Source organism: Streptomyces sp. NPDC041200 (assembly GCF_055591805.1).
The window spans coordinates 274,435-297,368 of sequence record NZ_JBVIZF010000001.1; the positions used below are offsets into that span (position 1 = coordinate 274,435).

The 22,934-nt window shown below is 70.5% G+C and carries 23 protein-coding genes; 12 read left to right on the forward strand and 11 right to left on the reverse strand.

The genetic code is table 11. The features are described from left to right. Positions 1 to 116 precede the first annotated feature (116 nt). Together ACZ6CL_RS01355 and ACZ6CL_RS01360 are read right to left on the reverse strand one after the other, a co-directional pair. On the reverse strand, positions 117 to 2,936 hold the full coding sequence (locus ACZ6CL_RS01355; RefSeq protein ID WP_468929669.1) for an FUSC family protein: 2,820 nt from the start codon (positions 2,934 to 2,936) through the stop codon (positions 117 to 119). Further along, complete coding sequence (locus ACZ6CL_RS01360; RefSeq protein ID WP_468929672.1) at positions 2,933 to 3,391, reverse strand: MarR family winged helix-turn-helix transcriptional regulator; 459 nt, start codon at positions 3,389 to 3,391, stop codon at positions 2,933 to 2,935. Before ACZ6CL_RS01360 ends, ACZ6CL_RS01355 begins: the two co-directional genes overlap by 4 nt. Before the next feature lie 22 nt (positions 3,392 to 3,413). Here ACZ6CL_RS01360 and ACZ6CL_RS01365 point away from each other — a divergent pair, with 22 nt between their 5' ends. After that, positions 3,414 to 3,623, forward strand: a complete 210-nt coding sequence (locus tag ACZ6CL_RS01365) for a hypothetical protein (RefSeq protein WP_468929673.1) — start codon at positions 3,414 to 3,416, stop codon at positions 3,621 to 3,623. Between the two features lie 51 nt (positions 3,624 to 3,674). Here ACZ6CL_RS01365 and ACZ6CL_RS01370 read toward each other — a convergent pair whose 3' ends face one another. The 3 genes from ACZ6CL_RS01370 to ACZ6CL_RS01380 all read right to left on the reverse strand — a co-directional run bounded on the left by ACZ6CL_RS01370 (position 3,675) and on the right by ACZ6CL_RS01380 (position 5,963). Beyond that, positions 3,675 to 4,130, reverse strand: a complete 456-nt coding sequence (locus tag ACZ6CL_RS01370) for a hypothetical protein (protein WP_468929676.1) — start codon at positions 4,128 to 4,130, stop codon at positions 3,675 to 3,677. A gap of 331 nt (positions 4,131 to 4,461) precedes the next feature. Beyond that, entirely contained in the window at positions 4,462 to 5,328 is an 867-nt protein-coding gene (locus ACZ6CL_RS01375; protein WP_468929678.1) for an SGNH/GDSL hydrolase family protein, read from the reverse strand. 2 nt (positions 5,329 to 5,330) lie between these two features. Beyond that, complete coding sequence (locus tag ACZ6CL_RS01380) at positions 5,331 to 5,963, reverse strand: NAD(P)-dependent oxidoreductase (RefSeq protein WP_468929681.1); 633 nt, start codon at positions 5,961 to 5,963, stop codon at positions 5,331 to 5,333. 92 nt (positions 5,964 to 6,055) lie between these two features. Here ACZ6CL_RS01380 and ACZ6CL_RS01385 point away from each other — a divergent pair, with 92 nt between their 5' ends. Continuing rightward, positions 6,056 to 6,631 carry a TetR/AcrR family transcriptional regulator gene (locus ACZ6CL_RS01385; protein ID WP_468929683.1) on the forward strand — a complete coding sequence of 192 codons (576 nt, stop codon included), beginning with the start codon at positions 6,056 to 6,058 and terminating at the stop codon, positions 6,629 to 6,631. Positions 6,632 to 6,959: 328 nt separating this feature from the next. On the opposite strand, the gene ACZ6CL_RS01390 is transcribed toward ACZ6CL_RS01385, so the two are convergent. Then, a complete protein-coding gene (locus ACZ6CL_RS01390) occupies positions 6,960 to 7,322 on the reverse strand; it encodes a hypothetical protein (RefSeq protein WP_468929684.1) in 363 nt (120 codons plus the stop codon). Positions 7,323 to 7,487: 165 nt separating this feature from the next. Here ACZ6CL_RS01390 and ACZ6CL_RS01395 point away from each other — a divergent pair, with 165 nt between their 5' ends. From ACZ6CL_RS01395 to ACZ6CL_RS01405, 3 genes are read left to right on the forward strand one after another with little or no spacing between them, the layout of a single operon-like run. Then, a complete protein-coding gene (locus ACZ6CL_RS01395; RefSeq protein ID WP_468929686.1) occupies positions 7,488 to 8,339 on the forward strand; it encodes a helix-turn-helix domain-containing protein in 852 nt (283 codons plus the stop codon). A gap of 16 nt (positions 8,340 to 8,355) precedes the next feature. Next, positions 8,356 to 8,913, forward strand: coding sequence for a class IV adenylate cyclase (gene cyaB / locus ACZ6CL_RS01400; protein ID WP_468929688.1), 558 nt, complete (start codon positions 8,356 to 8,358; stop codon positions 8,911 to 8,913). Positions 8,914 to 8,938: 25 nt separating this feature from the next. Continuing rightward, positions 8,939 to 9,316 (forward strand): VOC family protein, encoded by a 378-nt coding sequence (locus ACZ6CL_RS01405; RefSeq protein WP_468929689.1) that lies wholly within the window; start codon positions 8,939 to 8,941, stop codon positions 9,314 to 9,316. 45 nt (positions 9,317 to 9,361) lie between these two features. Here the strand turns inward: ACZ6CL_RS01405 and ACZ6CL_RS01410 are convergent, their stop codons facing one another. Beyond that, positions 9,362 to 10,984: an N-acyl-D-amino-acid deacylase family protein gene (locus ACZ6CL_RS01410; protein WP_468929692.1), complete on the reverse strand. Its 1,623-nt coding sequence runs from the start codon at positions 10,982 to 10,984 to the stop codon at positions 9,362 to 9,364. A 461-nt stretch (positions 10,985 to 11,445) separates the two neighbouring features. Then, positions 11,446 to 12,735, reverse strand: coding sequence for an amino acid deaminase (locus ACZ6CL_RS01415; protein WP_468929694.1), 1,290 nt, complete (start codon positions 12,733 to 12,735; stop codon positions 11,446 to 11,448). Between the two features lie 134 nt (positions 12,736 to 12,869). Between ACZ6CL_RS01415 and ACZ6CL_RS01420 the strand changes: the two genes are divergently transcribed. The 4 genes from ACZ6CL_RS01420 to ACZ6CL_RS01435 all read left to right on the forward strand — a co-directional run bounded on the left by ACZ6CL_RS01420 (position 12,870) and on the right by ACZ6CL_RS01435 (position 16,877). Continuing rightward, the gene (locus tag ACZ6CL_RS01420) at positions 12,870 to 13,973 is read left to right on the forward strand and encodes a sugar kinase (protein ID WP_468929696.1); all 1,104 of its coding nucleotides are present in this window, start codon (positions 12,870 to 12,872) and stop codon (positions 13,971 to 13,973) included. Next, positions 13,970 to 14,821, forward strand: a complete 852-nt coding sequence (locus ACZ6CL_RS01425; RefSeq protein ID WP_468929698.1) for an IclR family transcriptional regulator — start codon at positions 13,970 to 13,972, stop codon at positions 14,819 to 14,821. Before ACZ6CL_RS01420 ends, ACZ6CL_RS01425 begins: the two co-directional genes overlap by 4 nt. Further along, entirely contained in the window at positions 14,818 to 15,231 is a 414-nt protein-coding gene (locus ACZ6CL_RS01430) for a RidA family protein (protein ID WP_468929701.1), read from the forward strand. Before ACZ6CL_RS01425 ends, ACZ6CL_RS01430 begins: the two co-directional genes overlap by 4 nt. 179 nt (positions 15,232 to 15,410) lie before the next feature. Further along, positions 15,411 to 16,877, forward strand: coding sequence for a GntP family permease (locus ACZ6CL_RS01435; protein ID WP_468929702.1), 1,467 nt, complete (start codon positions 15,411 to 15,413; stop codon positions 16,875 to 16,877). Positions 16,878 to 16,929: 52 nt separating this feature from the next. Here ACZ6CL_RS01435 and ACZ6CL_RS01440 read toward each other — a convergent pair whose 3' ends face one another. Then, positions 16,930 to 18,300 carry a M14 family metallopeptidase gene (locus ACZ6CL_RS01440; protein WP_468929705.1) on the reverse strand — a complete coding sequence of 457 codons (1,371 nt, stop codon included), beginning with the start codon at positions 18,298 to 18,300 and terminating at the stop codon, positions 16,930 to 16,932. Between the two features lie 125 nt (positions 18,301 to 18,425). On the opposite strand from ACZ6CL_RS01440, the gene ACZ6CL_RS01445 reads away from it, so the two are divergent. Next, complete coding sequence (locus ACZ6CL_RS01445) at positions 18,426 to 19,271, forward strand: S1 family peptidase (protein ID WP_468929708.1); 846 nt, start codon at positions 18,426 to 18,428, stop codon at positions 19,269 to 19,271. 101 nt (positions 19,272 to 19,372) lie between these two features. On the opposite strand, the gene ACZ6CL_RS01450 is transcribed toward ACZ6CL_RS01445, so the two are convergent. After that, on the reverse strand, positions 19,373 to 19,798 hold the full coding sequence (locus tag ACZ6CL_RS01450) for a hypothetical protein (protein ID WP_468929710.1): 426 nt from the start codon (positions 19,796 to 19,798) through the stop codon (positions 19,373 to 19,375). 177 nt (positions 19,799 to 19,975) lie between these two features. After that, the gene (locus ACZ6CL_RS01455; RefSeq protein WP_468929712.1) at positions 19,976 to 20,983 is read right to left on the reverse strand and encodes a chitinase; all 1,008 of its coding nucleotides are present in this window, start codon (positions 20,981 to 20,983) and stop codon (positions 19,976 to 19,978) included. A 302-nt stretch (positions 20,984 to 21,285) separates the two neighbouring features. Here ACZ6CL_RS01455 and ACZ6CL_RS01460 point away from each other — a divergent pair, with 302 nt between their 5' ends. Together ACZ6CL_RS01460 and cpaB are read left to right on the forward strand one after the other, a co-directional pair. Beyond that, positions 21,286 to 22,188 carry a hypothetical protein gene (locus tag ACZ6CL_RS01460; RefSeq protein ID WP_468929714.1) on the forward strand — a complete coding sequence of 301 codons (903 nt, stop codon included), beginning with the start codon at positions 21,286 to 21,288 and terminating at the stop codon, positions 22,186 to 22,188. Positions 22,189 to 22,215: 27 nt separating this feature from the next. Beyond that, entirely contained in the window at positions 22,216 to 22,920 is a 705-nt protein-coding gene (gene cpaB / locus ACZ6CL_RS01465; RefSeq protein ID WP_468929715.1) for a Flp pilus assembly protein CpaB, read from the forward strand. The last annotated feature ends 14 nt before the right edge of the window (positions 22,921 to 22,934 follow it).

Below are 22,934 nucleotides of genomic sequence, written 5' to 3' on the forward strand. Positions count from 1 at the left end.
GCTTCCACTCAGGTGCCAGATCCACACGCTCCTCCCTTCCTGTCACCCCTCCTCGACGGGGAGGCCCTCTCATCTGCTGCACTGCGGCGATGAGAGCTGGGTCACAGGCGTTCAGCTCAGGAGGCGGGCTCCAGCGTGATGTCCTGCCGCAGGTCCCGCCTGGGCGGGTCCTCCACCACCAGGAATCGCGCGCGGGGGGCGTGCGCCGGGCCGGAGGCGATCAAGGTATAGCCGCCGGGCGTCAGGCCGGGGATCCGGTAGCCGCCGCCGACCGCCCTGACCAGGGACTGACGCTTGCCGCGGTCGGTCACCACGGTGATCCACGCCTCGCAGCCGTCCGGGTGGGCCGGGCAGCGCAGGGCGCCGCTCACGGTCGCCGTGGCGGCGTTCTTCGTCGCCGTGGTGGCCTGCGGGACGGTGACTGTGCCCCGCGGTGCTGCCGCGGCCTTCGGGGCATCGGCCCTGGTGGGCCCTGTGCCTCCGCCGCCCCCATGTGTCGTGGCGCCGCGGCGCGTGGTGGCGGCCCAGGCGCTGAGGGCGAGGTGTGTACGGCGGTCCTCGCGGGAGGCCGGGGTAGCCGTAGCCGTAGCCGTAGCCGTAGCCGGGGAGGCAGGGGAGGCGGGGGAGGCGGCCGGTGCGGTGCTCGCCGAGGGGGCGGGGAGCGTGGTGGCGGTGAGGCCACGGTGTTCCGCGAGGGTGGCCAGGACCTCGTCCAGGGCGGCGAGTTCGCGCAGCGCGGTGTGCAGGCGGTCCGCCCGGGGGCCCGCGGGGGCGCGCAGGACGGACTCCAGTTCACAGATCACCGGGCTGACCCGGACCCAGGTGCCGCCCCGCTCGCCTGTCTCGATCACACGGCTGAGAGCGTGCAGGGAGGTGGCGAAGATCTCGGTGACGCGCTCCACGCGGGCACGCAGCGGCGGGGCGAGATCGATGTCGATGTCCGCGGCCACGGCCAGCGCGTGGGCGTGCCGGGTGGCCGTGCCGAGCAGCGCGAGCCTGTTCTCACCGAAGCGGTCGCCGGTGCCCAGCGGCATCCGGACCAGCGGCCGGGCCACGTTCTGCACCTGAAGCAGGGCGGAGTCCACGCCGCGCGCGGCGCCACGGAGCCGGACCGGGGCCTCGGGGTCCTTCCAGCGCTCCGAGACCTGGGCGATCAGGTGCTCCAGCGCGGAGAGGTAGCCCCGCTGGGTCTCGCGTGCGACCTTGCGGGTGGACACCGGGAAGATCACCGCCGCGCAGGCGGTGGCCACCACGATGCCCAGCACGTTGTCCAGCAGACGCTCCGTCAGCAGCCATTCCATGTCGCCGTACGGGGTGGTCAGACCGTAGAGCTGGACGAGCGCGGCGACGAGGCCGGTGACCCAGAAGGCGTACTGGCGCTGCATGCCCCAGGAACCGAAGGTGAGCCCGGCCACGATGATCAGCAGGGTCCAGTGGATGTGGCCGGGTCCGATGAAGCGGAGCAGGGCCACTCCGATCACCGCGCCGAGGACCGTGCCCACCACGCGGTGCCCCAGCTTGCGCAGCCGCTCATGGGTGGTGTTGGTCCCGAACAGGGTGATCATCACGCCGATGAGACCCCAGTAGAAGCGCTGGCCGTCCAGGGCGTCCGCTACGGGGACGACGATGGCGGCGGCGATCCCGGCTTGTAGCGGGGCGCGCAGGTAGGGGACGGCGCGCCGCCAGCCCCGGTCCGCCTGGGCGGCGGACACCCGCTGGGCGGCGGGGCCGGCCCCGCTCGGGCGGTTGCGTTCCAGCGCCACGGTGGGCTGGAACGGCACCTTGGCCCGTACGGCGGACGCGTCGCGGCCCAGGCTCAGCCAGCAGGCGAGGGCGTCGGCGAGCGCGTCCAGCAGATCGGCGGTGCGCCGGGCCAGGGCGTGGACCTCGGCTTCCTCGGCGCTCTCCGTCTCCTGTGCGTCTTCCTGTGTGCCGGCGGCCTGCTGCCGGATCAGCTCGGCGGCCGGACGCAGCGCGTCGGTGCGGCCCAGATGGGTGTCCCGGGCGATGACGAGTCCGATGACCATCGCCTCGCGCAGCCGGACCGGGAGGGGGCGGGAAGCCATCTGCTGGACCGACTGGCCGATGCCCTGGAGGGCGAGTTCGGCGTCGAAGAGGTATTGGTGGAGAAGCTCGGCCGCCTCCGGCTCGGCGGCGACCTCGGGCCGGGCGAGACATCCGTCGATGATGACCGTGGTGACGTTCAGCCTGCGCAGCGCGCGGCGCATCTTCTTGACCGCGGTGGCCTGGTCGGCGTCCGGATCGAGGGCGGTCGCGGCGGCGTCCGCGACCCGGCGCGCCTCGACCAGAAAGGCCCGCTGGGTCCGCAGCAGGTCCTCGCGCGGCATGGGGTAGCACAGCAGCAGCCGGGCGGCGAGCACGGCCACCGAGGTCACGACGGCGACGGCGAAGAGCTTGCCGCACTCGTCCAGGGGGATGCGCACGATCGAGCCGACCACGAAGGCGTTGAACATCATCATGCCGGTCAGCAGCCCGAGGGTCCCGAAGCGGACCAGGAAGAACGCGAACGCCAGGGCCACCACCATGACGCACAGTTCGAGCACCCGGTGCGGGGCGAGCCACGCGGCGACCGGCAGGGCGGCGGAGTACGGGAACGCCATCCACAGGCTGGCCCGTGCCAGCCGCAGCGGAGTGTTCTCGGCGATCACGAACGCGCTCATCAGCCCCATCATGCCGCCGACCATCATGCCCAGCATGACCGGAATGTCCAGGGCGTGCGCCATCCCGTACCCCACCGCGAGCGCGGTGGTCATGGCCACCAGCGCGCGCCAGCCCGCCTGGAGCTGGCCGAGCCCGGGGTCGGCCGCGAGCACCCAGTCCCACCAGCGTCTCGGCCCGCCGACGCGATGGGGCGCGTACCCGGTGCCGGTGGCCTGGGCGGCGGCAGCGGTGGTGGTGTCGGTGCTGGTGGTCAACTGACCTCCGGTTCGTAGGCGTCCAAAAGTGTCCGGACCGCCTCGCGGGCGACCGTCACGGCGTGTTCCGCATCGTCGGCGTTCTCCCGGAGTGCGGCGAGCAGCGCCGAGGCCATCCGCTGCCGCGCCCGCTCCAGCAGGTCCCGGCCGAGCGGCGTGATGTGGGCCTCGGTGGCCCGCCTGTCCGTGACGCAGCGCCTGCGCTCCACCAGTCCGTGCTCCTCCAGCTCCTGGAGGACGACGGTGACCCGCGGCTGGGTCAGCCCGGTGTAGGAGGTCAACTCGGTGACGCGGCGCGGCCCGCCCTCCAGGACGTCCAGGGCGCTCGCGGAACTGCGCGGCAGCCCGAACTCTCCGGCCTGGAACAGGACCCGGGAGAGCCTGCCGATGCCACCGAGCAGACCTCGGGTCGCCGCCTCGACGCGCTGTTCGTCAGGCGTACGCGATCGATGCATTACACAACTATATAACCGGCCTATGGAGCCCGCGGGGGCGGGCCCGCGTTCGCCCCGCCGTGCGCCAGGGTCCTCCCACCAGAAGGCGCGCTGCGGCCTGCTCACCGCATCCCCTCGGCCCGCACCTCACCCCGGAAGCGACCGGGACTTCGCCGCCCTCGCCCGCCGGGACGGGATCCTCATCGACCCGGCCGGGCACCCCTTCTGCCTGGCCCTCGGCAAGGGCTCCTGAACCGGCGTCACGCCGATGCCATGCGGCGAACGGGGCCTGCGCGCCGTGGGCTCACTTCTTCTCGACCGGCGGGCAGGTGCCGGTGTCGGAGCCGATGCTGTTGATGGTGGCGTTGTCGCGGGGGTCACTGCCGTAGTTGATCTGGTCGGTGCACTTCACGCCGTCCAGGTTGGGGGTGCCCTCGGACTTGTCGCCGCTCTGGACGGGCGGGCAGGTGCCGGTGTCGGAGCCGATGCTGTTGATCGTGGCGTTGTCCCGGGGGTCGCCCGCGTAGTTGATCTGGTCGGTGCACTTCATGTCGGGCTTGTTCGGGACCGCCTTCGAGGCTTTGGTGCCATCGGCCTGGTCCGAGGAACCGGGGGACTGGGTGGCGCTCGCCGAGGTGCGGTCCTGCGAGGACGAGGCGTCCGTCTCATTGCCCTGGCAGGCCGTGAGTCCCAGCGCGGCAACGGCGATCGCCACGGCGGCTGCGGCCTTGCGGGCGCGGAGGGTGGAAAGGTGCGACATGGGGTCCCCGTATCTGTCGAAGCGGTGGTTCGGGCTCGTGACAACAAGACTGTCGGTCGCCGCTGTTGAACCACCGCCGTACTGCTAACGCCCGGCTAACGCCCCCGGACGCATGGCGTGAGTGCCTGCCCGGGAGAGACGGCGCGACCGGCTCAGGCGAGGGAGATCGTGATCAGGACGGGCTCGGCCGTACCCGCGTCGCGCGCTCGACCCAGGGATGCCGGTCCAGGACCCCGTGCAGCCCCACGATGAGTGTGGGGTCATTGGCGGCCCCGCGACCGGCATCCCTCATGTCGTCACTCCTTGGTGGCTCAGAGGCCGCAGCGCACCGTCAAGGTCGTCGCAGTACGTCGCGTGCCCGGTCACGGCCATCACCAGGGCCACGGTAGGCGGAGGACAGCCACTGAGCGGCGATGTTGGTGACCATCGCGCCGCCGCGGTCGCTCAGGTGGATGTGGTCCACGAACAGTTCGAGACCGTTGTCGCGAGCGACCTCGTCCCAGCTGTATCCGAGCAGGTAGTACTTCGTGGCCGCCAGGTAGGCCGTGGTGAAGCTGAAGTCGTAGGTGGGCCGGTGCCCCTGGTCTTGGAGGCGGTCGGTGAATCGCTCGTTCACGGGCATGTAGTCGACTGTGGCGCGGGTGGCGGTCTCCTTGATCGCGGCGTTGTAGTCGCGGAGCTTGTGGTTGATCTCGGAGTCGAGGTCTTCGCCCAGCGGGGGCAGGGACATCAGCGCGATGCGGGCGGAGGTCTTGTCCTTGATGCGGTCGATGATCGCCCCGAGGTTGTCCCGGTACTCCTCCAGGGGGACCTCGTCGCGGACGTCGTTGGTGCCGATGAGGAGGGTGACTGTATCCGGGTCACACGCCACGATGTCGCTGTCGACGCGCTCGCGCAGGCCCGCGCTGGTGTTGCCGTTCTCGCCGGCATTGATGAACTCGTATCCGCGGAACTCGGGCTTCTCTCGCAGGTCGCCGACCCAGTCCCGGCCGAGCGTGCCCTGGGTCATGCTCGCGCCGGCCGCAACAACCACCGGCCCGCTGCCCTTGGGGCGACCGTCAGCGCAGGCGTCGGCGGGTGGGTTGGTGGGGGAGCGTAAGAACGTCAGGTAGCCGACCGCGCCGGCGGCGCTCAGTCCGGTGAGGGCCAACGTGCACAAGGTGATGACGATTCGCTTCTTCGTGAACAGCTGCTTCATGGTCAGTACCCCAGGGCGACGGTGTGCCCAGCGGTGGCGGGGTCGGTCAGCGTGGCGAGGATGGCGTGGGCGAGGTCGGCCCGGGCGATGGTGATGCCCCCGCGCACGTTGAGATCGATGGCGGTGCGGTAGGGGCGGGGTTTGCCGTTGGTGAGGCGCGGCGGTCGCATGATCGTCCAGTCCAGGCCGCTGCCCTGGACGGCCTGGTCGGTGCGGGCGAAGTCGGCGAAGCCCTCTCGCAGGTACTGCCGCAGCATGGGCTTGACCACGGTCCGGGTGAACGGCCCGTCACCGGCGTCGACGATGTGGCCGCTCGCCGTGACAACGACCAGGCGGCGGGTGTCGGTGGCTCGCATCGCGGTGATGATTGTGCGAGCGCCGTCGCTGCACACCGAGGCATCGCCCTTGGCGCGGGGGCCCAGGGCCGATACGACGGCGTCCTGTCCGGTCACCGCCTCCATGATCGCCTCGGGATCCATGACGTCGGCGGTCACGACGTCGAGCCGCGGGTGACTGACCTGCCGCAGCCGGGCCGCGTTCCGCACGACCGCGGTGACGTGATGGCCGGCGTCCAGTGCCTGGCGCACGAAGTGCTTCCCGGTGCCGCCAGTGGCACCGACAACGGTGATACGCATGCTGACCCTCCAGCTCGAACTGGGGCTAGTGAACACTAACCTCCAGAGTCCGCTAGTGTTCACTAACCTGTCAAGCAGAGGGGAGGGCAGCGATGAGCACACGGGAGCGGATCCTCGACGCGGCTGCCGACATCCTGCGTACCCGCGGCGTCGTGCACGCCACGACCAAGGAGATTGCGCAGGCAGCAGGGGTGTCGGAGCCCACCCTGTACAAGTACTTCGGCGACAAGGAGCGGCTGCTGCTCGCAGTCCTTGAGGAACGGGTGCCCGGCCTGTCCCGAATCTCGGTCCGCCCGGGCAAGGGCGACGTCGAGGAGAACCTTGCCGATCTTGCGCACGCGGTTCTGGACTTCTACCAGCGGTCGATCCCGATGTTGGGCGCGCTCCTGGCGGACCCGGAGCGCATGGCGGCACACCGGGTGGCGATGAGCCGGCACGGCGGCGGCCCCGAGAAGGCGGTCTCCGGCTTCGCCGCCTACCTGCGAGCCGAGCAAGACCTCGGGCGCATCGCCGGGGACGCGGACCCGGACTCGTCCGCGGCCCTGCTGATCGGCGCGTGCTTCCAAGAGGCGTTCCTGCGCTACTACGCCCAGGGCACGGGCGCTGACGCCGCCCCGCGCTCCCACGCCGAGGCCCTCGCTCGGGCGGTTGTCAGACCTCTGCTGTAACCCGAGTCACCGTCACCGACGGTTCGGTATCGAGTCGCGAGGACCAGGCCATGCCCCGGCATGCGTGCGTGCGCCCCCACTTGGCGATCAGACGGCTCGTCTACGAGCAAGCCATTGCCGCCGTGCAGACCGCCTACGGGCTGAGCCTCGTCAACCGTGCCGACTGGCCGGAATCAACTCGCGTCAAACGACGCCCCGGCCCCGGGACCTGAGCGACGGTTCGGCGAAGTGCAGGAGCACTTCGCCGACGATCCGAGCACCCCGATGATCGCACCGAAGACCTCTGTCCTGCAGATCGCTTGCTGCTGATCCGACCGAGGTCGCCCGTTCATGATCCGTTCGGAGGGTCTCCTGGGCAGATGTTGACGAAGGTCTGTGATCTCGCATCGTCTCCATCCTCGTCACCGTGTGCGGGCAAGTGACCGCCCCGGCTCTCCGCGACGCGCAGTGCGTCACGCAGCGCCTCGCACAGCCGCTCCGCGAGGAAGCGGACTTCGCGGACGTCGGCTTTCCGGTCATTGAGCAGCGCGCGGGCATGACCGAGGAGTTCGGTGCCCATGGTCAGCTGAAGGTCCTCGATCTCATCCGCCCTGCGGCTCAAACGGGTGCTGCCGCTGTCCGTTGACAGGAAGCACGGCTTGCCTTCGGGGCTGGACCACGGCAGCAGCCGTAGACCGTTCGTCGCGGTCATCGCGCCACCTCCGCGAGCGTGTCGTCGTGAACAGTCCGTTCGAGTGCACGCACATTTTCTTTTCTCATCAGACCAGGATTCGACGCAAACTGCCGTGAGATCGATACCCGAAGGGTAATCCCACCGTGGGATGGTTCTTTATTCCACGATGGAACCGGAGGGATCATGCCGACGGTGCTGGCGCCGATCGAGCTGCCCGACTGGGCCTGGCAGCGGACCGAAGTGCGCAGGGAGCTACGCGACCGCGACATAGGGGCGGTGTTCCGCCGTGTCCAGCAATACGGCGGAGTGAGTCAGGCCAGGATTGCGGCGGCGGTGGCCATGACCCAGGCGCGGGTGAACGAGATCATCAACGGCAGGAGGGAGGTCACTCGGCTCGATGTATTCGAACGTATCGCGGACGGATTGGGCATGCCGGATGAAGCCCGTCAGCTGATGGGCCTTGCGGCGATACGCGGCGCGAGAGACGACGGCAGGGCGTTCGACTTGGCAGCCTTTCCGGAAGTCGTTCACGTGTACGCGCAGCAAGTCGCCGCATCAGAAGAAATCAAGCAGCTCGCGGCTTCGGCGGGAGAACTGGACGTGCTCGCCGTGCGTGGCCTTGGGCTCATTGGACTGAAGGGTTCGCTTCTCTGTTCCTCCCTCGCCCGACCGGCAGAGCGACAGCGTCCGCGTGTTCGCGTCTTGCTGCTCGACCCTGAATCTCTGGCCTTGGTCGACCGGGCGGCGGAGATTGGTGAGTCCCTCGAATCACTGGCAGCGGGAATCACGCTCTCTGAAACCCGGCTGCGTGAACTGTCCGATATTTGCGACCTGCGCGTGTACCGGTACGACATGCGGCCGACCTGGCGCGTTATCCGTGTGGATGACACCATGTTCGTTTCGACCTTCGATGCCAACTGGGAGGGGCACGAGTCTGCTGCCTACAAGGTCGTGGAAGCGCCGCAGGGCCCCTTGTTCCGAGGGTTCCAGCGGATGTTCGAGTCCATGGTCAATGAAGGAACTCGTGTCATCTGAGTGGAGGGAGTAGGACTTGATCGAGGCCGAACTGAAAGCGCGAGTTCGCGATCCTGAATCCGTAATCGCGCGGCTTGACCGGCTTGCGGATGCGCGGATCGAGGTGTACCAGGACACCTACTACGATGTCCCTTCGGGAGACCTTGGGGTGCAGGACCGGGAGTTGAGGGTCCGGACAATTCGCGGAGGCGGTGCAGCTCGATCCGTGCTCACCTACAAGGGCGCCCGCGTCGATGAAGGATCAGGGTCGAAGCCGGAACACGAGACACGTGTGGATGACCCTGATGCTGTCGGTGCCATACTTCATGGTCTCGGTTTCGTTCCCGTACTCGCGTTTCAGAAGCGATGCACGAACTATGACTTCAGCGCCCGTGGTCGGCATGTGCTGGCCACCCTGGTGCAAGTGCCCGAGATCAAGGGCACGTTCCTGGAGGTCGAGACTCTGGTCCAGGCGGAGCACGAGCTATCGGCTGCCCTTGACGATGTGCGCTCGGTCATGACGGAGCTTGGCATCCCCGAAAGCGACCTGACGACGGAGCTTTACACCGATGCCGTCGTGGCCCACCGCGCCTGATATGCGCCAGTCACCGGAGCTTGCCATGCCGCTGCAGATGAAACTGACGGCGATAACGCTCGACTGCACCGACCCCGAGGCACTGGCCGGGTTCTATCGGCGCGCCACCGGACTTGAGCCGCACCCTGCGAGCAACCGGGACTTTGTCGCGCTCACCTGTCAGGGCGGCCAGGTCGGGCTCGTCATCGGCTTTCAGCGAGTTGACGACTACCAGCCTCCGTGCTGGCCCGCCCAAACCGTGCCGCAGCAAATCCACCTCGACTTCGCGGTCGATGACCTCGACGAGGCCGAGGCCCTGCTGCTGGAGCTGGGCGCGACGAAGCCGGAGGAGCAGCCGGGCGGGGAGCGGTGGCGGGTCTTGGCCGATCCGGCCGGGCATCCGTTCTGCCTGACCAGGGGTTGATGCCATGGGCTGCCGTGGCACGACCGATCCGATGCTCAGCATGGGTCACGTCTGTCGTGAGGTGACGCGGCGTACGGCACGCCCCGCCAGGGTGTCCGTGCGGCGGCCGTCCTCGATGACGAAGCGGCCGTCGATGAGGACGTGGGGGAGGCCGGTCGGGAGGGTGCGGGGGTTCTCGAAGGTGGAGCCCGCCGCCACCGTCTCCGGGTCGAAGAGGACGAGGTCGGCGCGGTAGCCCTCGGCGATCAGGCCGCGGTCGGGGAGGCGGAGGCGGGCCGCGGGGCGGCCGGTGAGGTGGGCGACGCACTCCTCCAGGGACAGGACGCCCAGCTCGCGGACGTAGCGGCCCAGGTAGTGGGGGAAGGTGCCGTACGCCCGGGGGTGGGGTTTCGCGCCGTTCAGGATGCCGTCGCTGCCGCCCGTGTGGACGGGGTGCTTCATGATCGCCTGGACGTTCTCCTCGTGGCCCACGTGCTGGAGGATCGTGGGGCCGAGCCGGTCGTCGAGGAGCAGGCGGCGGGCGGTGGTCCACGGCTCCTCGCCGCGTTCGCGGGCGCTCGCGGCGACCGTTTTGCCGACGTATCCGGTGAGGGACGGATCGTTCACGCCGGAGATCTCGATCCGGTCCCATTCGATGGGCACGCCGTGGCAGCCGTCCGCCCCCTCCACCTCGACGACGTGGCGGATGCGCTCGGCCGTCGCGTCGTCGCGCAGCCGCGTGAGGATCGCGTCGGGCCCGCCCTCGGCGGCCCAGCTGGGGAGCATGGCGACGAGGGTGGTGCAGCCGGGGAGGTAGGGGTAGGTGTCGAGCGTGATGTCGGCGCCGTCGGCGAGCGCGGTGTCCAGCAGGGCGAGGAGTTCGGGGGCGCGGCCCTTGTTGACGCCGAAGTTCATGGTGGCGTGGGCGAGGTGGAGGGCGCAGCCCGCGTCGCGGGTGAGGGCCACCATCTCCTCGTACGCGCGCAGGGCGCCCGCGCCGTAGGAGCGGTGGTGCGGGCAGTAGTAGCCGCCGTACGCCGCCACGACCCGGCACAGCTCGGTGAGTTCGGAGTCGGTGGCGTACATGCCGGGGGTGTAGGTGAGGCCGGAGGACAGCCCGACCGCGCCCTGGCCGAGCCCCTCCGCCACCAGCTGCTTCATCCGGGCGACCTCGGCGGGCGTCGCGTCGCGGTCCTCCCAGCCGAGGGCGAGCATGCGGACGGTGCCCTGGGGGACGAGGTACGCGGCGTTGACGGCGATGCCCTGGCCGTCGAAGCCGTGGTCGAGGCGGTCCAGGTACTCGCCGACGGTGCGCCAGGTGAAGTCGATGTCGGAGCCGTCGCCGTTCCAGCCGGTGATGGCGGTACGGATCTGGGTGAGCGTGTGGTCGTCGACGGGGGCGTACGACAGGCCGTCCTGGCCGATGACTTCGAGGGTGACGCCCTGGGCGGCCTTCGCCGAGTGGTCGGGGTCGCGGAGCAGCGCGAGGTCGCTGTGCGCGTGCATGTCGATGAAGCCGGGGGAGAGGGCGAGGCCGTCGGCGTCCACGGTGCGGCGGGCGCTGGGGCGCGGCCCGCCGCCCTCGCGGACGACGGCGGCGATGCGGCCGCCGTCCACGGCCACGTCGGCCCGGTAGGCGGCACCGCCGGTGCCGTCGATGACGCGCGCGTCGCGGATGACGAGGTCCATGCGGTGCCTTCTCTCTGTGTGCCGGTCGCCGGTGCGGCGCGCTGTGTGTTCCCCACCCACCCGCCCTTGGCTTGCGTGGGGGACCCTGCGGGTCCCGCACGCCCCCGGCCGGGAGGCCTGCCCCCGCCCGGGCTCCGGCCCGCCGCGAGGCGCCCCCCGGGTGGGGGTCTGCGGCGGGTGCCCCGTCCGGGGCCCTCCGGCGCGCGCCCGGTGTGCCCCCGGGGGAGCCCCTGCTGAGGGGGGCGCCCGGTGTTCGTCCCGGCCGCGGACGTTCGCGGTCCGCGGCCGGGGGTCTACATCTGCCCGCCTCCGGACCTCCCCTGGTGGGGTGTGGCAGTGGCGGCGGGCCGTACCCCGGTTGCCCGTGGCGCGTGGTGTGCGTCCGGTGCGCACCCCGGGGGCCTGGGGCGCAGCCCCGGTGGGGTTCCGGGGTGCGGGCCCCGGAAGGGCGGGCGGGTGGGTCAGAAGAAGGTGCGGATGTAGTCCGTGACCGTGCCGTCCGCCTCCGCCAGGGGGATCAGCTGCCACTTGTCGAAGCTGGTGCAGGGGTGGGAGAGGCCCAGGGCGACCCAGTCGCCGACTTCCAGTTCCGCGCCCTCGGCGACCGTGACCCAGGCGTGCTGGTCGGAGAGGCCGGTGATGACGAGGCCGTGGGCGGGGCGTACGGAGCCGTCGCGGGCGGAGCGGATGGCCTGGGGCTCGGGCAGGTCGAGGTCGTAGGCGGCGTCCCGCTTGCCCGCGTTGAGGAAGGCCTGGCCGGGTTCGGGGCGGGAGACGACCTGGGCCCAGAGGCGGAAGGCGGGCCACAGATCGCCCTCCTCCGGGATGCGGTTGAAGGGGGTGATGCGCCGGTAATGGCCGTCGTCGTGGGAGACGTACGCACCGGAGCGCAGCAGCTTCAGCATGGGCCGGGAGAGGGCGGGCAGCTCATCGAAGACGTCGGCGACCACGTCGAACCAGGCGCTGCCGCCCGCGCTGACCACGACCTCGTCCACGCCCTCGAAGCGGCCCGCGGCGTCGAAGTCGGCGGCGAGCGTGATGAGGCGGCGCAGCCAGGTCCGTACGCGTTCGTCGTCCGCCTTGGGCACCTCGCCCTCGTAGCCCGCGACGCCGACCAGCCGCAGCGTCCCGGTCGCGGCCACCGCGTCGGCGACCGTGGCGCACTCGGCCTCGGTCCGCACCCCGGTGCGCGCGCCCTCGCCCGCGCCCAGCTCGACGACGACGTCGACGGGCCGCCCGGCCCCGGCCTGGCGCAGGGCCTCGTCCATGAGTTCGACGCCGCGTACCGAGTCGACGTAACAGATGAAGCGGAAGCCGGGGTCGGCGTCGAGTTCGGCGGCGAGCCAGCGCAGCGCGGCGGCGTCGACTATCTCGTTGGCGAGGAAGATCCGCTGGATGCCGAAGGCCCGGTAGATCCGCACGTGGGAGGGGACGGCGGCGGTGATGCCCCAGGCGCCGTGCTGGAGCTGGCGCTCGAAGAGCTGCGGAGCCATGGAGGTCTTGCCGTGCGGGGCGAAGGCCAGGAGGTGGCCGGTGGAATACCGCTCCATGGCGAGGAGATTGTGTTCCAGGGCCTCGGCCGACAGGGTCAGTACGGGAGTGGTGAAGCCGCCGGTGAACAGGGAGCGGCGTTCGGCGGCCAGCTCGCCCACGGTGCGGCCTTCGGCGTCCGGCGGCAGCCCCTTGAAGCGGTGGTCGACACGCTCCTGCGCGAGCTGGGCGACGGCTTGGGCGCGGTGGTCGGTGGCCATGGAGGAGCCTCCATAGAAATTCTGGTTGCATTCTCTGCAACGTTCATTGCGTATAACGCTTAGCGCTGTTTAACATCCGGCCAAGCACCGGGTCAACGGTGTGTCCTACCCACCCGCAAGGAGCGAGACCCATCGTGCGTCCAGCCCCGAGTGTCGACGTCGTGTGCCTCGGCGAGTCGATGGTGACCTTCGTGCCGTCCCGGCCGGGCCGCCTCGCGGAGGTGCCCGCCTTCGCGCGGGGTATCGGCGGCGCCGAGTCCAACGTGGCGTGCGGGCTGGCGGGCGCGGGGCACAGCGTGCGCTGGATCAGCCGGGTCGGCGCCGACGGCTTCGGCGACCATCTGCTGACGGAGATCGCGGCGACCGGGGTGGACGTCGGCGGCGTCCAGCGCGACCCGCGCCGCCCCACCGGGATCTACTTCCGTACGGCCGGCGAGCGGGCCGTCGAGCCGGGGGCCCCGGAACAGGACGACGCGCAGCCGCTCGCCGAGGTCGTCTACTACCGCGCCGGATCCGCCGCCTCGGCCATGTCCCCGGCGCTCATGCCGCGCGAACAGACCTGGTCCGGCCGGGTCCTCCACCTCACCGGCATCACCCCGGCGCTCTCGCCCGACTGCCTCGCCCTGATGCGCGAGCTGACCGCCCGCGCCCCCGGCCGCCCGCTGGTCTCCTTCGACCTCAACTACCGCGTCTCGCTGTGGGAGGACCCTGAACGGTCCCCGGACGAGGGACCGTCCGTGCTGCTCGACCTCGCCCGCGGCTGCGACCTGGTCTTCGTCGGCGAGGACGAGGCGGAGGCCGCCTGGGGCATACGCGGCGGCGCGGCCGCGATCCGCGAGGCGCTGCCCGAGCCGGACGTGCTGGTGGTCAAGCAGGGCAGCGACGGGGCCACCGCGTACGCCCGTGGGGCGGACGGCGCCGACACCGTCACCTTCGCGCCCGCCCTGCGCGTGGACGTCGTGGCCCCGGTCGGCGCGGGCGACGCCTTCGCCGCGGGCTTCCTCTCCGGCACCCTGCGCGGCCTGCCCGTCGCCCAGCGGCTGCGGCACGGCCATCTGATGGCGGCCGCCGCCCTCACCGTCCCCGGCGACCTCGGCACCCCGCCGCCCCGCGCGTACGCCGACCGGCTGGTGAGCCTGGACGCCGCCGAGTGGGGCACACTGCGATTCGGCCCCGGCTGGGCAAACCCGGCGCAATCGAGGTCCGATACCGCGGTGGTGGAGGTAACCGACCCATGAGCCAGACCGTCGACCGAGCGCTGAGCATCCTGCCCCTGCTGGCGGAGGGACCCGCCAATCTGGAGCAGGTCGCCTCGCGGCTCGGCGTGCACAAGTCGACCGCGCTGCGGCTGCTGCGCACGCTGCACGAACACGGCATGGTCTACCGCCAGAGGGACCAGCGCTACCGGCTCGGCGCCCGCCTCTTCGCGCTCGCCCAGGAGGCGGTGGAGAACCTGGACGTACGGGAGATCGCCCACCCCCATCTGGTCGCGCTCAACGAGCGGTGCGGACACACCGTGCACCTCGCGGTGTACGAGGAGAACGAGGTCCTCTACATCGACAAGGTGGAGAGCCGCTACCCGGTGCGGATGTACTCGCGGATCGGCAAGCCCGTCGCGATCACGGTCGCGGCCGTCGCCAAGCTGTTGCTGGCGGACCTGCCGGAGCCCGAGCGGCGGGCTCTGGCCGAACGGCTCCCGTACCCGGCGTACACGGCCCGCTCCACCCCGAACGCCGCCGCGTTCCTGCGGGAGCTGGAGACCGTACGGGAGCAGGGCTGGGCCACCGACCTCGGCGGCCACGAGGAGTCGATCAACTGCGTCGGGGCGCCCATCCGGGGCGCGGACGGCCGGGTCGTGGCCGCGTGCTCGGTGTCGGCGCCGAACGTCGTCGTCACCGCGGACGAACTCCTCACCCTGCTGCCCATGGTGCGCCGCACCGCGGAGGACATCAGCCGGGAGTACTCGGGCGGCGTCCCGGCCCGGCCGTCCGGCGGGCAGGGAACACCCGAGGCGCCACCTGAAGTTACCCCCGACGCAACACCGCACGTCACACCCGAGAAGAGAGCCGAGGAATCCTCCTCATGACCGACAAGCTGCAGAAGACCGCGATCACCCCGGCCACCCACACCGCCCCGCCCGCGAAGTTCTCGCACGGCGTCAAGAAGGGCAACATCTTCCAGGTCGCCGGTCAGGTCGGCTTCGGCCCCGCGGTCCCCGGCCAGGCCCCCGCCCCGGTCGGGCCGGGCCTGCGCGAGCAGACCCTGCAGACCCTGCGCAACGTGCAGTCCGTGCTGGAGGCGGGCGAGGCGAGCTGGGAAGACGTGATGATGATCCGCGTCTACCTCACCGACACCGGCCACTTCGCCGAGTTCAACGAGATCTACAACGAGTTCTTCGCGGACCTCAAGGAGGCCCCGGCGGCCCGTACGACGATCTACGTCGGCCTCCCCGCCGGACTGCTCGTCGAGATCGACGCGCTCGCCGTCCTCGGCTGACACCCCGTGAAGTAACGCCCGGGGCGGGCGGGTCCGCACCCCGCCCGCCCCGGAACCCCCCCCACATCTGTCCACCGACGTCGCCGGGACCAGACCCCTGATCACCCGCACCCAGATTCCCTCCGCGCGCGGCCCCCCGCCGTGCGGCGGTACCCCCTACCCACTTTCCGGAGTCCCCCATGCTGCTCGCAGCCGCCCCCGCTGCCGAGACCCCACCCCACACCGGTGGCCTGCTCGCGGTCATCCCCGGCACCGCCGGTCTGCTGACCGTCGCCGCCCTGGGCATCGCCCTCCTCCTCTACCTGATCATCAAGGTCCGGCTGCAGCCCTTCGTCGCGCTGCTCGGCGTCTCCATAGCCGTCGGCCTCGCCGCCGGGCTCTCGGTCACCGAACTCTTCGGCACCGTCCAGAAGTCCGACGCCGTCTCGCTGATCGAATCCGGTATGGGCGGCATCCTCGGCCACATCGCGATCATCATCGGCCTGGGCACCATGCTCGGCGCGATCCTGGAGGTCTCCGGCGGCGCCGAGGCGCTCAGCTCCCGGCTGCTCGGCCTCTTCGGGGAGAAGCGGGCGCCGCTCGCCATGGGGCTCACCGGCCTGATCTTCGGCATCCCCGTCTTCTTCGACGTCGGCATCTTCGTCCTGGCGCCGATCGTCTACGCGGCCACCAAGCGCAGCGGCAAGTCGATCGTGCTGTACGCGATGCCGCTGCTGGCCGGGCTCTCCATGACCCACGCCTTCCTGCCCCCGCACCCCGGCCCGGTCGCCGCGGCCGGACTGCTCCATGTCGACCTGGGCTGGGTCATCCTGATGGGCATCCTCGTCGGCATCCCGTCGGTGCTCGCCGCGTGGGCGTACGCCGCCTGGATCGGCAAGCGGCTCTTCGTCCCCGTACCGCAGGACATGGTCGAGGCGGCGGAGGAGTCCCGGCAGGCGGTCGAGGCCGAACAGCGGGCCGGAGGCGCTGCCGAGCGGCCGGTGGCCGTGAGCACGGTCCTCGCCATCATCGGTACGCCGCTGCTGCTCATCCTCTGCGCGACCTTCTCCTCCATCGCGCTGGACCCGAGCACCGGGCGCTCGGTCATCGAGTTCTTCGGCCACCCCTTCGTGGCGCTGACGATCGCCCTGTTCCTCGCGTACTACCTGCTGGGCATCCGGCGCGGCTGGTCCCGCAAGTCCCTGGAGACCGTCTCCACCGCCTCGCTCAAGCCGGTCGGCAACATCATCCTGGTCGTCGGCGCGGGCGGTGTCTTCGGCGCGGTCCTCAAGGGCAGCGGCGTCGCCCAGGCCCTCGCGGACGCCTTCGACAGCGCGGGCCTGCCGGTCATCCTGCTGTCCTGGCTGATCTCGGTGGTGCTGCGGGTCGCCCAGGGCTCGGCGACGGTCGCCATCGTCACCACCGCGGGCATCGTCTCCCCGATGCTGGCCTCGGGCGACTACTCGCAGGCCCATCTGGCGCTGGTCATCATGGCGATCTCGGCGGGCTCGATCTTCGCCTCGCACGTCAACGACGGCGGATTCTGGATGGTGGCGAAGTACTTCGGGATCTCCGAGCGGGACACGCTGAAGTCGTGGACCGTGCTGGAGTCGGTGCTGTCGGTGGCGGGCTTCGCGGTGGCGGGCCTGCTGAGCCTGGTGATCTAGCCGTACGTACGCCCCGGGGTCCGCGGGGACCCCGGGGCGCGGCCGGCCGGCGTCAGCTCGTCGCGCAGTACTGCGCTTCCTTGCCGATCGACCGGTACATGCAGTCCGCGTTCTCCAGCAGCTGCAGCACCGCGTCCTTGTTACGGCTCGTCTCGCGGGCGATCACCTCGTCCGGCGGGTAGAAGCCGCCCGCCCCGGCGGACGACGGGTACATCTCGAACGTGTATGCGAACACCTTCTGGCTGCCCCACAGCCAGTCGTCGATCGTCCCGTCCGTGATGTAGAGGTCGCTCGACTGCTCGGGGGTGTAGCCGTTGCTCGCCGCCATCTTCTTGCCGATCGCGGCGAACGCGTCGTGGTCGTCCTTGGTCATCCCGGTCGCGGTGTCGCTGTACGTCCAGCCGAACGGCCACAGCACCAGCTCGCTGTAGGTGTGGAAGTCGATGGAGGCCTTGAGCTGCTGCTTGCCGCCGACAACCCGGCTGCGCGCGAAGTCCGCGACGACCTTCACCTCGGGGGCCGACTCGGCCTTGGCGCCGCGGTAGGTCTCGGAGCCCGCGGAGCCGGAGGAGCCGCCGCAGCAGCCCCACTTGTAGTCCCAGTTGCGGTTGAGGTCGGTGCCGACGGAGGAGGAGCCGGAGTTGGGCTGCCGGTTCTTGCGCCAGCTGCGGTAGGTGCCGGTCGCGATGTCGTACTCGCCGCCGTCCGGGTTGAGGTCCGGGACGATCCAGATCTCGCGGCCGTTGACGATGTCGGTGATGCGGGAGTCGGTGCCGTAGCCGTCGGTCAGCTGGTGCAGCAGGTACAGCGCCATCTCGACGGTGAGGTGCTCGCGGGCGTGCTGGTGGTGGGTGAACAGCACCTCGGGCTCGGCCTCGTCGGTGGCCACGTTGTCGCTGATCTTCAGCGCGACGATGTTCCGGCCCTCGTACGACTTTCCAATGACGCGCTTGCTCAGCAGGGTGGGGTACTTGGCTACGGCCGCGTCGATCTCGGCGTTCATCTCGGCGTAGTTGTGGTACTTCGAGTCCGCCGACGGGAAGTCGAACGGCGCGGCCGCCCGGCCCGTGCCGCGGTCGGCCGGACCGGGCAGCGCGGTGAGCCGGTAGCCGAGCCCGCGCAGCCGCTTGGCCTGGGCGGAGTCGGCGGTGACGACGAGGGAACGGGCGTCCGTCTCGTCGATGGAGACGCCGGTGGCGGCGACGGCGGAGCGCTCGGCCGGGGAGGCGGGGCCCGCGACCTCGTATTGGCGCACGTTCTCATCGGCGGCGCCCGGGCGGGACGCCGCGTCGGCCGCCGCATCGGCCGAGGTGGCGCGCCCGGGGGCCGGATCGTCCGCCTGGGCCGCGATCGGCGCGGCGAGGGCGAGGGACAACAGGGCGGCGAGGGCGGTAACCCGTCTGCCGCGGGTGCGAAGTCGCATACATGCTCCTGGGGGGTGAAGGGCGAGCGACTGCTGCGCCAGTGTTCGGCCATGCGCATGACATGGTCAAGGGTGGGAAATGGTCGAAGCCGAAGGAACTTCTCATCGAGGGAAGGAACCCCCCTGTGAACAGACCTCTCGTCGGCGCGCTCTCGGCCCTCTTATTGGGCGGCGCGACCCTCGTGGGCGCCGGTGCCGCTCCGGCGGCGGCCGCCGCCTCCCACACCCAGGCCGCGCAGGCGGTCGACTTCGCCGGAACGGTCGCGCTCAGCAACTGCTCCGGCTCGGTCGTACGGACCGCGAAGTCCGCCGACACCGACCCCGCGCTCGTCCTCTCCAACGGGCACTGCCTGGAGACCGGCTTCCCGGGCGCGGGCGAGGTGATCGTCAACAAGGCGTCAAGCCGCAGCTTCACCCTGCTGAACAGCTCCGGCGGGAGCGCGGGCACGGTACGGGCGAGCAAGGTCGCGTACGCGACCATGACCGACACCGACGTCTCCCTGTACCAGCTGACCTCGACGTACGCGCAAATACAGCAGCGGTACGGCATCAAGGCACTGCAACTGTCGGACAGCCGCCCGGCCCAGGGCACCAGCATCAAGGTGGTCTCCGGCTACTGGAAGAAGATCTACTCCTGCAATATCGACGGATTCGCATACCGTCTCAAGGAAGGCGACTGGACCTGGAAGGACTCGGTCCGCTACACCTCCGCCTGTAACACGATTGGCGGAACGTCCGGTTCGCCCGTCGTCGACGCCACCACCGGCACGGTCCTGGCCGTGAACAACACGGGCAACGAGGACGGCGCGCAGTGCACCCTCAACAACCCGTGCGAGGTCGACGAGAGCGGGAAGGTGACGGTCCGCAAGGGCATCAACTACGCCCAGCAGACCTACGGGATCACCAAGTGCGTGACCACCGGCAACAGGATCGACCTCACCCTGTCCGGATGCGCGCTGCCCAAGCCCTGAGGTAGACGCCGCTCGCCTGGGTGACATCCATTCGGGTGGCGGCCCAGCTTGTGGAGGGGCACCCCCGTCCCCTCCACAAGCTGCTGACCGCACGCGGCCGCTCAGTACTTCCCGTCGAAGTAGAACCTCCAGCTGTTGCAGCCCTGGTCCGAGCCGCCCGCGCCGTCCCGGGTGCACGCCTTCACCGTGAAGTAGCCGGCCCCGTCCGTCCAGCCGAGGCTCGTACGCGGGGGCGAGCAGGACCCGGACCCGCCCGTGGCCTGCTCGGCCATGATCCGCTCACCGCCGAAGTACAGATAGCCCACCGCGCGGCGACCGTCGGCCTTCCCGCCGTCACAGACGTTGAGGAAGACACCGTCGACGGACACATAGGCATGGGCGGACGCCCAGCCGCCCTTGGGCGAGTCGTACGACACAACGCTTTCGCTGACCGGCCCCGCCGCGGCCGAGCCGGCGCTCAGGGCGAGAAGGCTCACCGCCGCCGCTGCCGTAGCGCATCCGGTGAGGACGCGACTCCTGCTGCTCATCGGGCTTACCCCGTTCTCTCGATCCGGCCTGATCGGTCGATCGGCCGGCAGCGAGTCTGGCGCCGGTGCCGCCGGGGAGAGAAGAGCGGATGGCTGTCCCGGACAGGGCCGTCTCTGTCCGGCCTGGTCAGAGCCATGGCCGCACCGTGTCCCGGACACGGTGCGGCGTGGTCGCGGCTACGGGAGGCCGTGGACCTTGGGGCCGACCGCCTTCGACCAGGCGTTTCCGCTCGCCGCGTCCCAGTTGGTGGACCAGGTCATCGCGCCGCGCAGGCCCGGGTAGGTCTTGCCGGGCTTGAAGCTGCCGCAGCCGGTGCCCTTGGTGAGGCAGTCGAGAGCCGCGTTGACCACGCTCGGCTCCACGTAGCCGGAGCCCGCTCCGCTGGGGGAGGCGGGGACGCCGAGGCCGACCTGGGACGGGGCGAGCCCGTTCTCCAGCTGGACGCAGGCGAGGGCGGTGAGGAAGTCGACCGAGCCCTGGGCGTAGACCTTGCCGTCGCAGCCGTTCATCGAACCGCTGTTGTAGTACTGCATGTTGACGACGGTCAGGAAGTCCTTGATGCCCAGGGCCGTCTTGAAGTACTCGGTGGACGGCGACTGCATGTCGATCGTCTGCGGCGCCATCGTCACCACGACATCGCTCTTCTTGTCGTGGACGGCCTTCAGCGCCTTGGTCATGTAGGTGGCGTTGAGGCCGTTTTCGAGGTCGATGTCGACGCCGTCGAAGCCGTATTCGTCCATGAGGCCGGTGATGGAGGCGGCGAAGGCGTTCGCCGAGGCGTCGTCGCTGACCGAGACCGTGCCGTTCTGGCCGCCGACGGAGATGATGACGGACTTGCCCGCGGCCTGCTTGGCCTTGATGTCGTCCTTGAACTGCTGTTCGCTGCCGTAGCCGACGGCCGGGTCGAGGGTGAAGCCGACGCCGCCCGGCGTTCCGGTCGCGTCCGCGAAGGCGACGGCGATGATGTCGTAGTCGTCCGGTACGTCGGCGAGCTTCTGCACGGCCGCGCCGTTGTCGAAGTTCTGCCAGTAGCCGGTGACGGCGTGCGCCGGTACGGCGGCGGTGCGGCCTTCGGCCGCGTGGGAGGGGGCGCCGGTGGATATCAGTCCGCCGGCGGCGAGCGCGGCGACCACCGCGGCTCCGAACAGTTGCTTCCTGAGAGGTGCGACCCGTGCGCGTGCCACGACAGCCTCCGAGCGTGGGGGGAGAAAAAGGGAGGTGGTGCCAGTGCGCGTCCAGGGGCCCCTGAGGCGTGCGACCAAGGTGGTCCAGACCAATGCGGTTGTCAAGTCCATGATGCGTATCCGCTGGTCGCGGGCTACTCCCGGCCGCGCACCAGGGGTGCGCGCGGACCAGGAGGGTGTAACTCTGAGGAACTGTTCTCTCACGCGGCTTTCGTGGATAAAGTGACGATGCACCAGACCAGGGGCAGTTCACGACCTGCGGCCGCCGCCGCTCGGCGACGACGTGAGACGGGGTAGCCGACGTGCCCACCGCGATAGCAGTCACCAGCCGTGAGCTGGTGCTTCCACCGCCCGACGGGCAGACCCCGTCGGCCGTAGTGCTGCGGCCACCGGAGGAGCAGTCGCTCGACGACGCGCTCGCCGAGGTCGGGGCGCTCCTCGACTCCCAGGGCTATCTGGTGACGGTCTATCCCGCCGCGACCCCGCCGCCCTTCATCCGCAGACTGCACACCGTGCGCTCCGTCCTGGAGAGCGACCGGATGGCGCTGTGCCCGCTCGAACTGCCGCCGCTGGCCGTCGCCGTCATCGCCCGTCAGCTGCGCCAGCTGTCCGTGTCCGACTTCAGCCCGGGCGTGCTGGCCTGTTCCGCCCGGCTGCTGGCGCACTACGTGCACGCGGGCGCGCTGCTCGGCAGCGTCGCCAAGCTGGACCGGGTGCCGGTGAGCCTCACCTCGCACGTCAAGTCCTGGATGCCGGGCACCCACTTCGGCGTGCTCGCCCACCCCGAACCGCAGCTGATCAAGGTGGGCGGGGGCGGGGCGCTGCCCGGGCCCGCGTACGCCACCGAGATGACCGTCGCCCGCGGCCAGCTCACCAGCCACGGCCATGGGACGGCCCCGCGCGACGACTGGGTCAGCGGGGCGCTGGCGCCCTCCTGGGGCGTCCGGGACGTCCAGGACGTGCCGCTGGCCCCCGAGTCGGCGCGCTGGTGGGGCACCCCGAAGCTGATCGAGTTCGCGGCGGCGATCCCGGACCTCTCGGTGCTCTACCAGCTCGTGGCGTCCGTGCGGAGAGAGGAGTGCCACTGGTGCGGCTTCGAACTCATCGGGGACCGCTGCGCGTTCTGCTCCTGTCCGGTGCCGCGCGGCGATGAGATTCCCGCCCTGACCCAGTCCGCCGAGCGTCCTGCCCTGACCAGCCGGTAAACGTCCCACTCACGAGGTTGTCCGTCCATGAATTCTCGCCAGCGCCGCGGAGTCATCCTGCTGGTCCTGTCGGTCCTGTGCGCCGGTGGCGCGTTCGCCGGAGTGCTCTCCGTCGTCAACGACGTGGAGTCGAAGGTCGGCCCCGAGACGACCGCGTACAAGCTCAAGTCGGACATCAAGCCCTACGAGGCGCTGGAGCCGGGGGCGTTCGAGGCGGTCTCGATGCCCGAGCGCTGGGTGCCCGACGCCGCGATCACCGATCTCGACGAGGTGCGCGGCAAGATAGCCGTGACCGAGCTGACCAGGGGCTCGCTCCTGCAGAAGGGCATGATCGTCGACCGGCCCGCGCTGAAGTCCGGGCAGCAGGAGATCGCGATCATGGTCGACGCGGCGACGGGGGTCGCGGGCAAGATCACCCCCGGCTCGAAGGTCAACGTCTACGCGACCTTCGAGGGCAAGACGCAGGGCGAGACGCCGGTCTCCAAGCTGATCGTCCAGGACGCGGACGTCATCGATGTCGGTGAGCTGAAGGCCCTCCAGCCGGACGAGGACGACGAGCGCCGCGTCGACCAGGCCGTGCCGATCACCTTCGCGCTCGACACCAAGGACGCCCAGCGCGTCGCGTACGCCGAGTCGTTCGCCTCCCACGTACGGCTCGCGCTGATCGGCCCCGGCGGCGACGCCTCCGTATCGCCGCGCGACCGCACCTACACCCTCGACGGCGACAAATGACCCCCGTGAACCCC

Bases quoted from the DNA above. Each gene is read 5' to 3' on its own strand.
- ACZ6CL_RS01360 (WP_468929672.1), bottom strand. From the start codon at position 3,391: ATGCATCGATCGCGTACGCCTGACGAACAGCGCGTCGAGGCGGCGACC.
- ACZ6CL_RS01365 (WP_468929673.1), top strand. From the start codon at position 3,414: ATGGAGCCCGCGGGGGCGGGCCCGCGTTCGCCCCGCCGTGCGCCAGGG.
- ACZ6CL_RS01370 (WP_468929676.1), bottom strand. From the start codon at position 4,130: ATGTCGCACCTTTCCACCCTCCGCGCCCGCAAGGCCGCAGCCGCCGTG.
- ACZ6CL_RS01375 (WP_468929678.1), bottom strand. From the start codon at position 5,328: ATGAAGCAGCTGTTCACGAAGAAGCGAATCGTCATCACCTTGTGCACG.
- ACZ6CL_RS01380 (WP_468929681.1), bottom strand. From the start codon at position 5,963: ATGCGTATCACCGTTGTCGGTGCCACTGGCGGCACCGGGAAGCACTTC.
- ACZ6CL_RS01385 (WP_468929683.1), top strand. From the start codon at position 6,056: ATGAGCACACGGGAGCGGATCCTCGACGCGGCTGCCGACATCCTGCGT.
- ACZ6CL_RS01390 (WP_468929684.1), bottom strand. From the start codon at position 7,322: ATGACCGCGACGAACGGTCTACGGCTGCTGCCGTGGTCCAGCCCCGAA.
- ACZ6CL_RS01395 (WP_468929686.1), top strand. From the start codon at position 7,488: ATGCCGACGGTGCTGGCGCCGATCGAGCTGCCCGACTGGGCCTGGCAG.
- ACZ6CL_RS01405 (WP_468929689.1), top strand. From the start codon at position 8,939: ATGCCGCTGCAGATGAAACTGACGGCGATAACGCTCGACTGCACCGAC.
- ACZ6CL_RS01410 (WP_468929692.1), bottom strand. From the start codon at position 10,984: ATGGACCTCGTCATCCGCGACGCGCGCGTCATCGACGGCACCGGCGGT.
- ACZ6CL_RS01415 (WP_468929694.1), bottom strand. From the start codon at position 12,735: ATGGCCACCGACCACCGCGCCCAAGCCGTCGCCCAGCTCGCGCAGGAG.
- ACZ6CL_RS01425 (WP_468929698.1), top strand. From the start codon at position 13,970: ATGAGCCAGACCGTCGACCGAGCGCTGAGCATCCTGCCCCTGCTGGCG.
- ACZ6CL_RS01430 (WP_468929701.1), top strand. From the start codon at position 14,818: ATGACCGACAAGCTGCAGAAGACCGCGATCACCCCGGCCACCCACACC.
- ACZ6CL_RS01435 (WP_468929702.1), top strand. From the start codon at position 15,411: ATGCTGCTCGCAGCCGCCCCCGCTGCCGAGACCCCACCCCACACCGGT.
- ACZ6CL_RS01440 (WP_468929705.1), bottom strand. From the start codon at position 18,300: ATGCGACTTCGCACCCGCGGCAGACGGGTTACCGCCCTCGCCGCCCTG.
- ACZ6CL_RS01450 (WP_468929710.1), bottom strand. From the start codon at position 19,798: ATGAGCAGCAGGAGTCGCGTCCTCACCGGATGCGCTACGGCAGCGGCG.
- cpaB (WP_468929715.1), top strand. From the start codon at position 22,216: ATGAATTCTCGCCAGCGCCGCGGAGTCATCCTGCTGGTCCTGTCGGTC.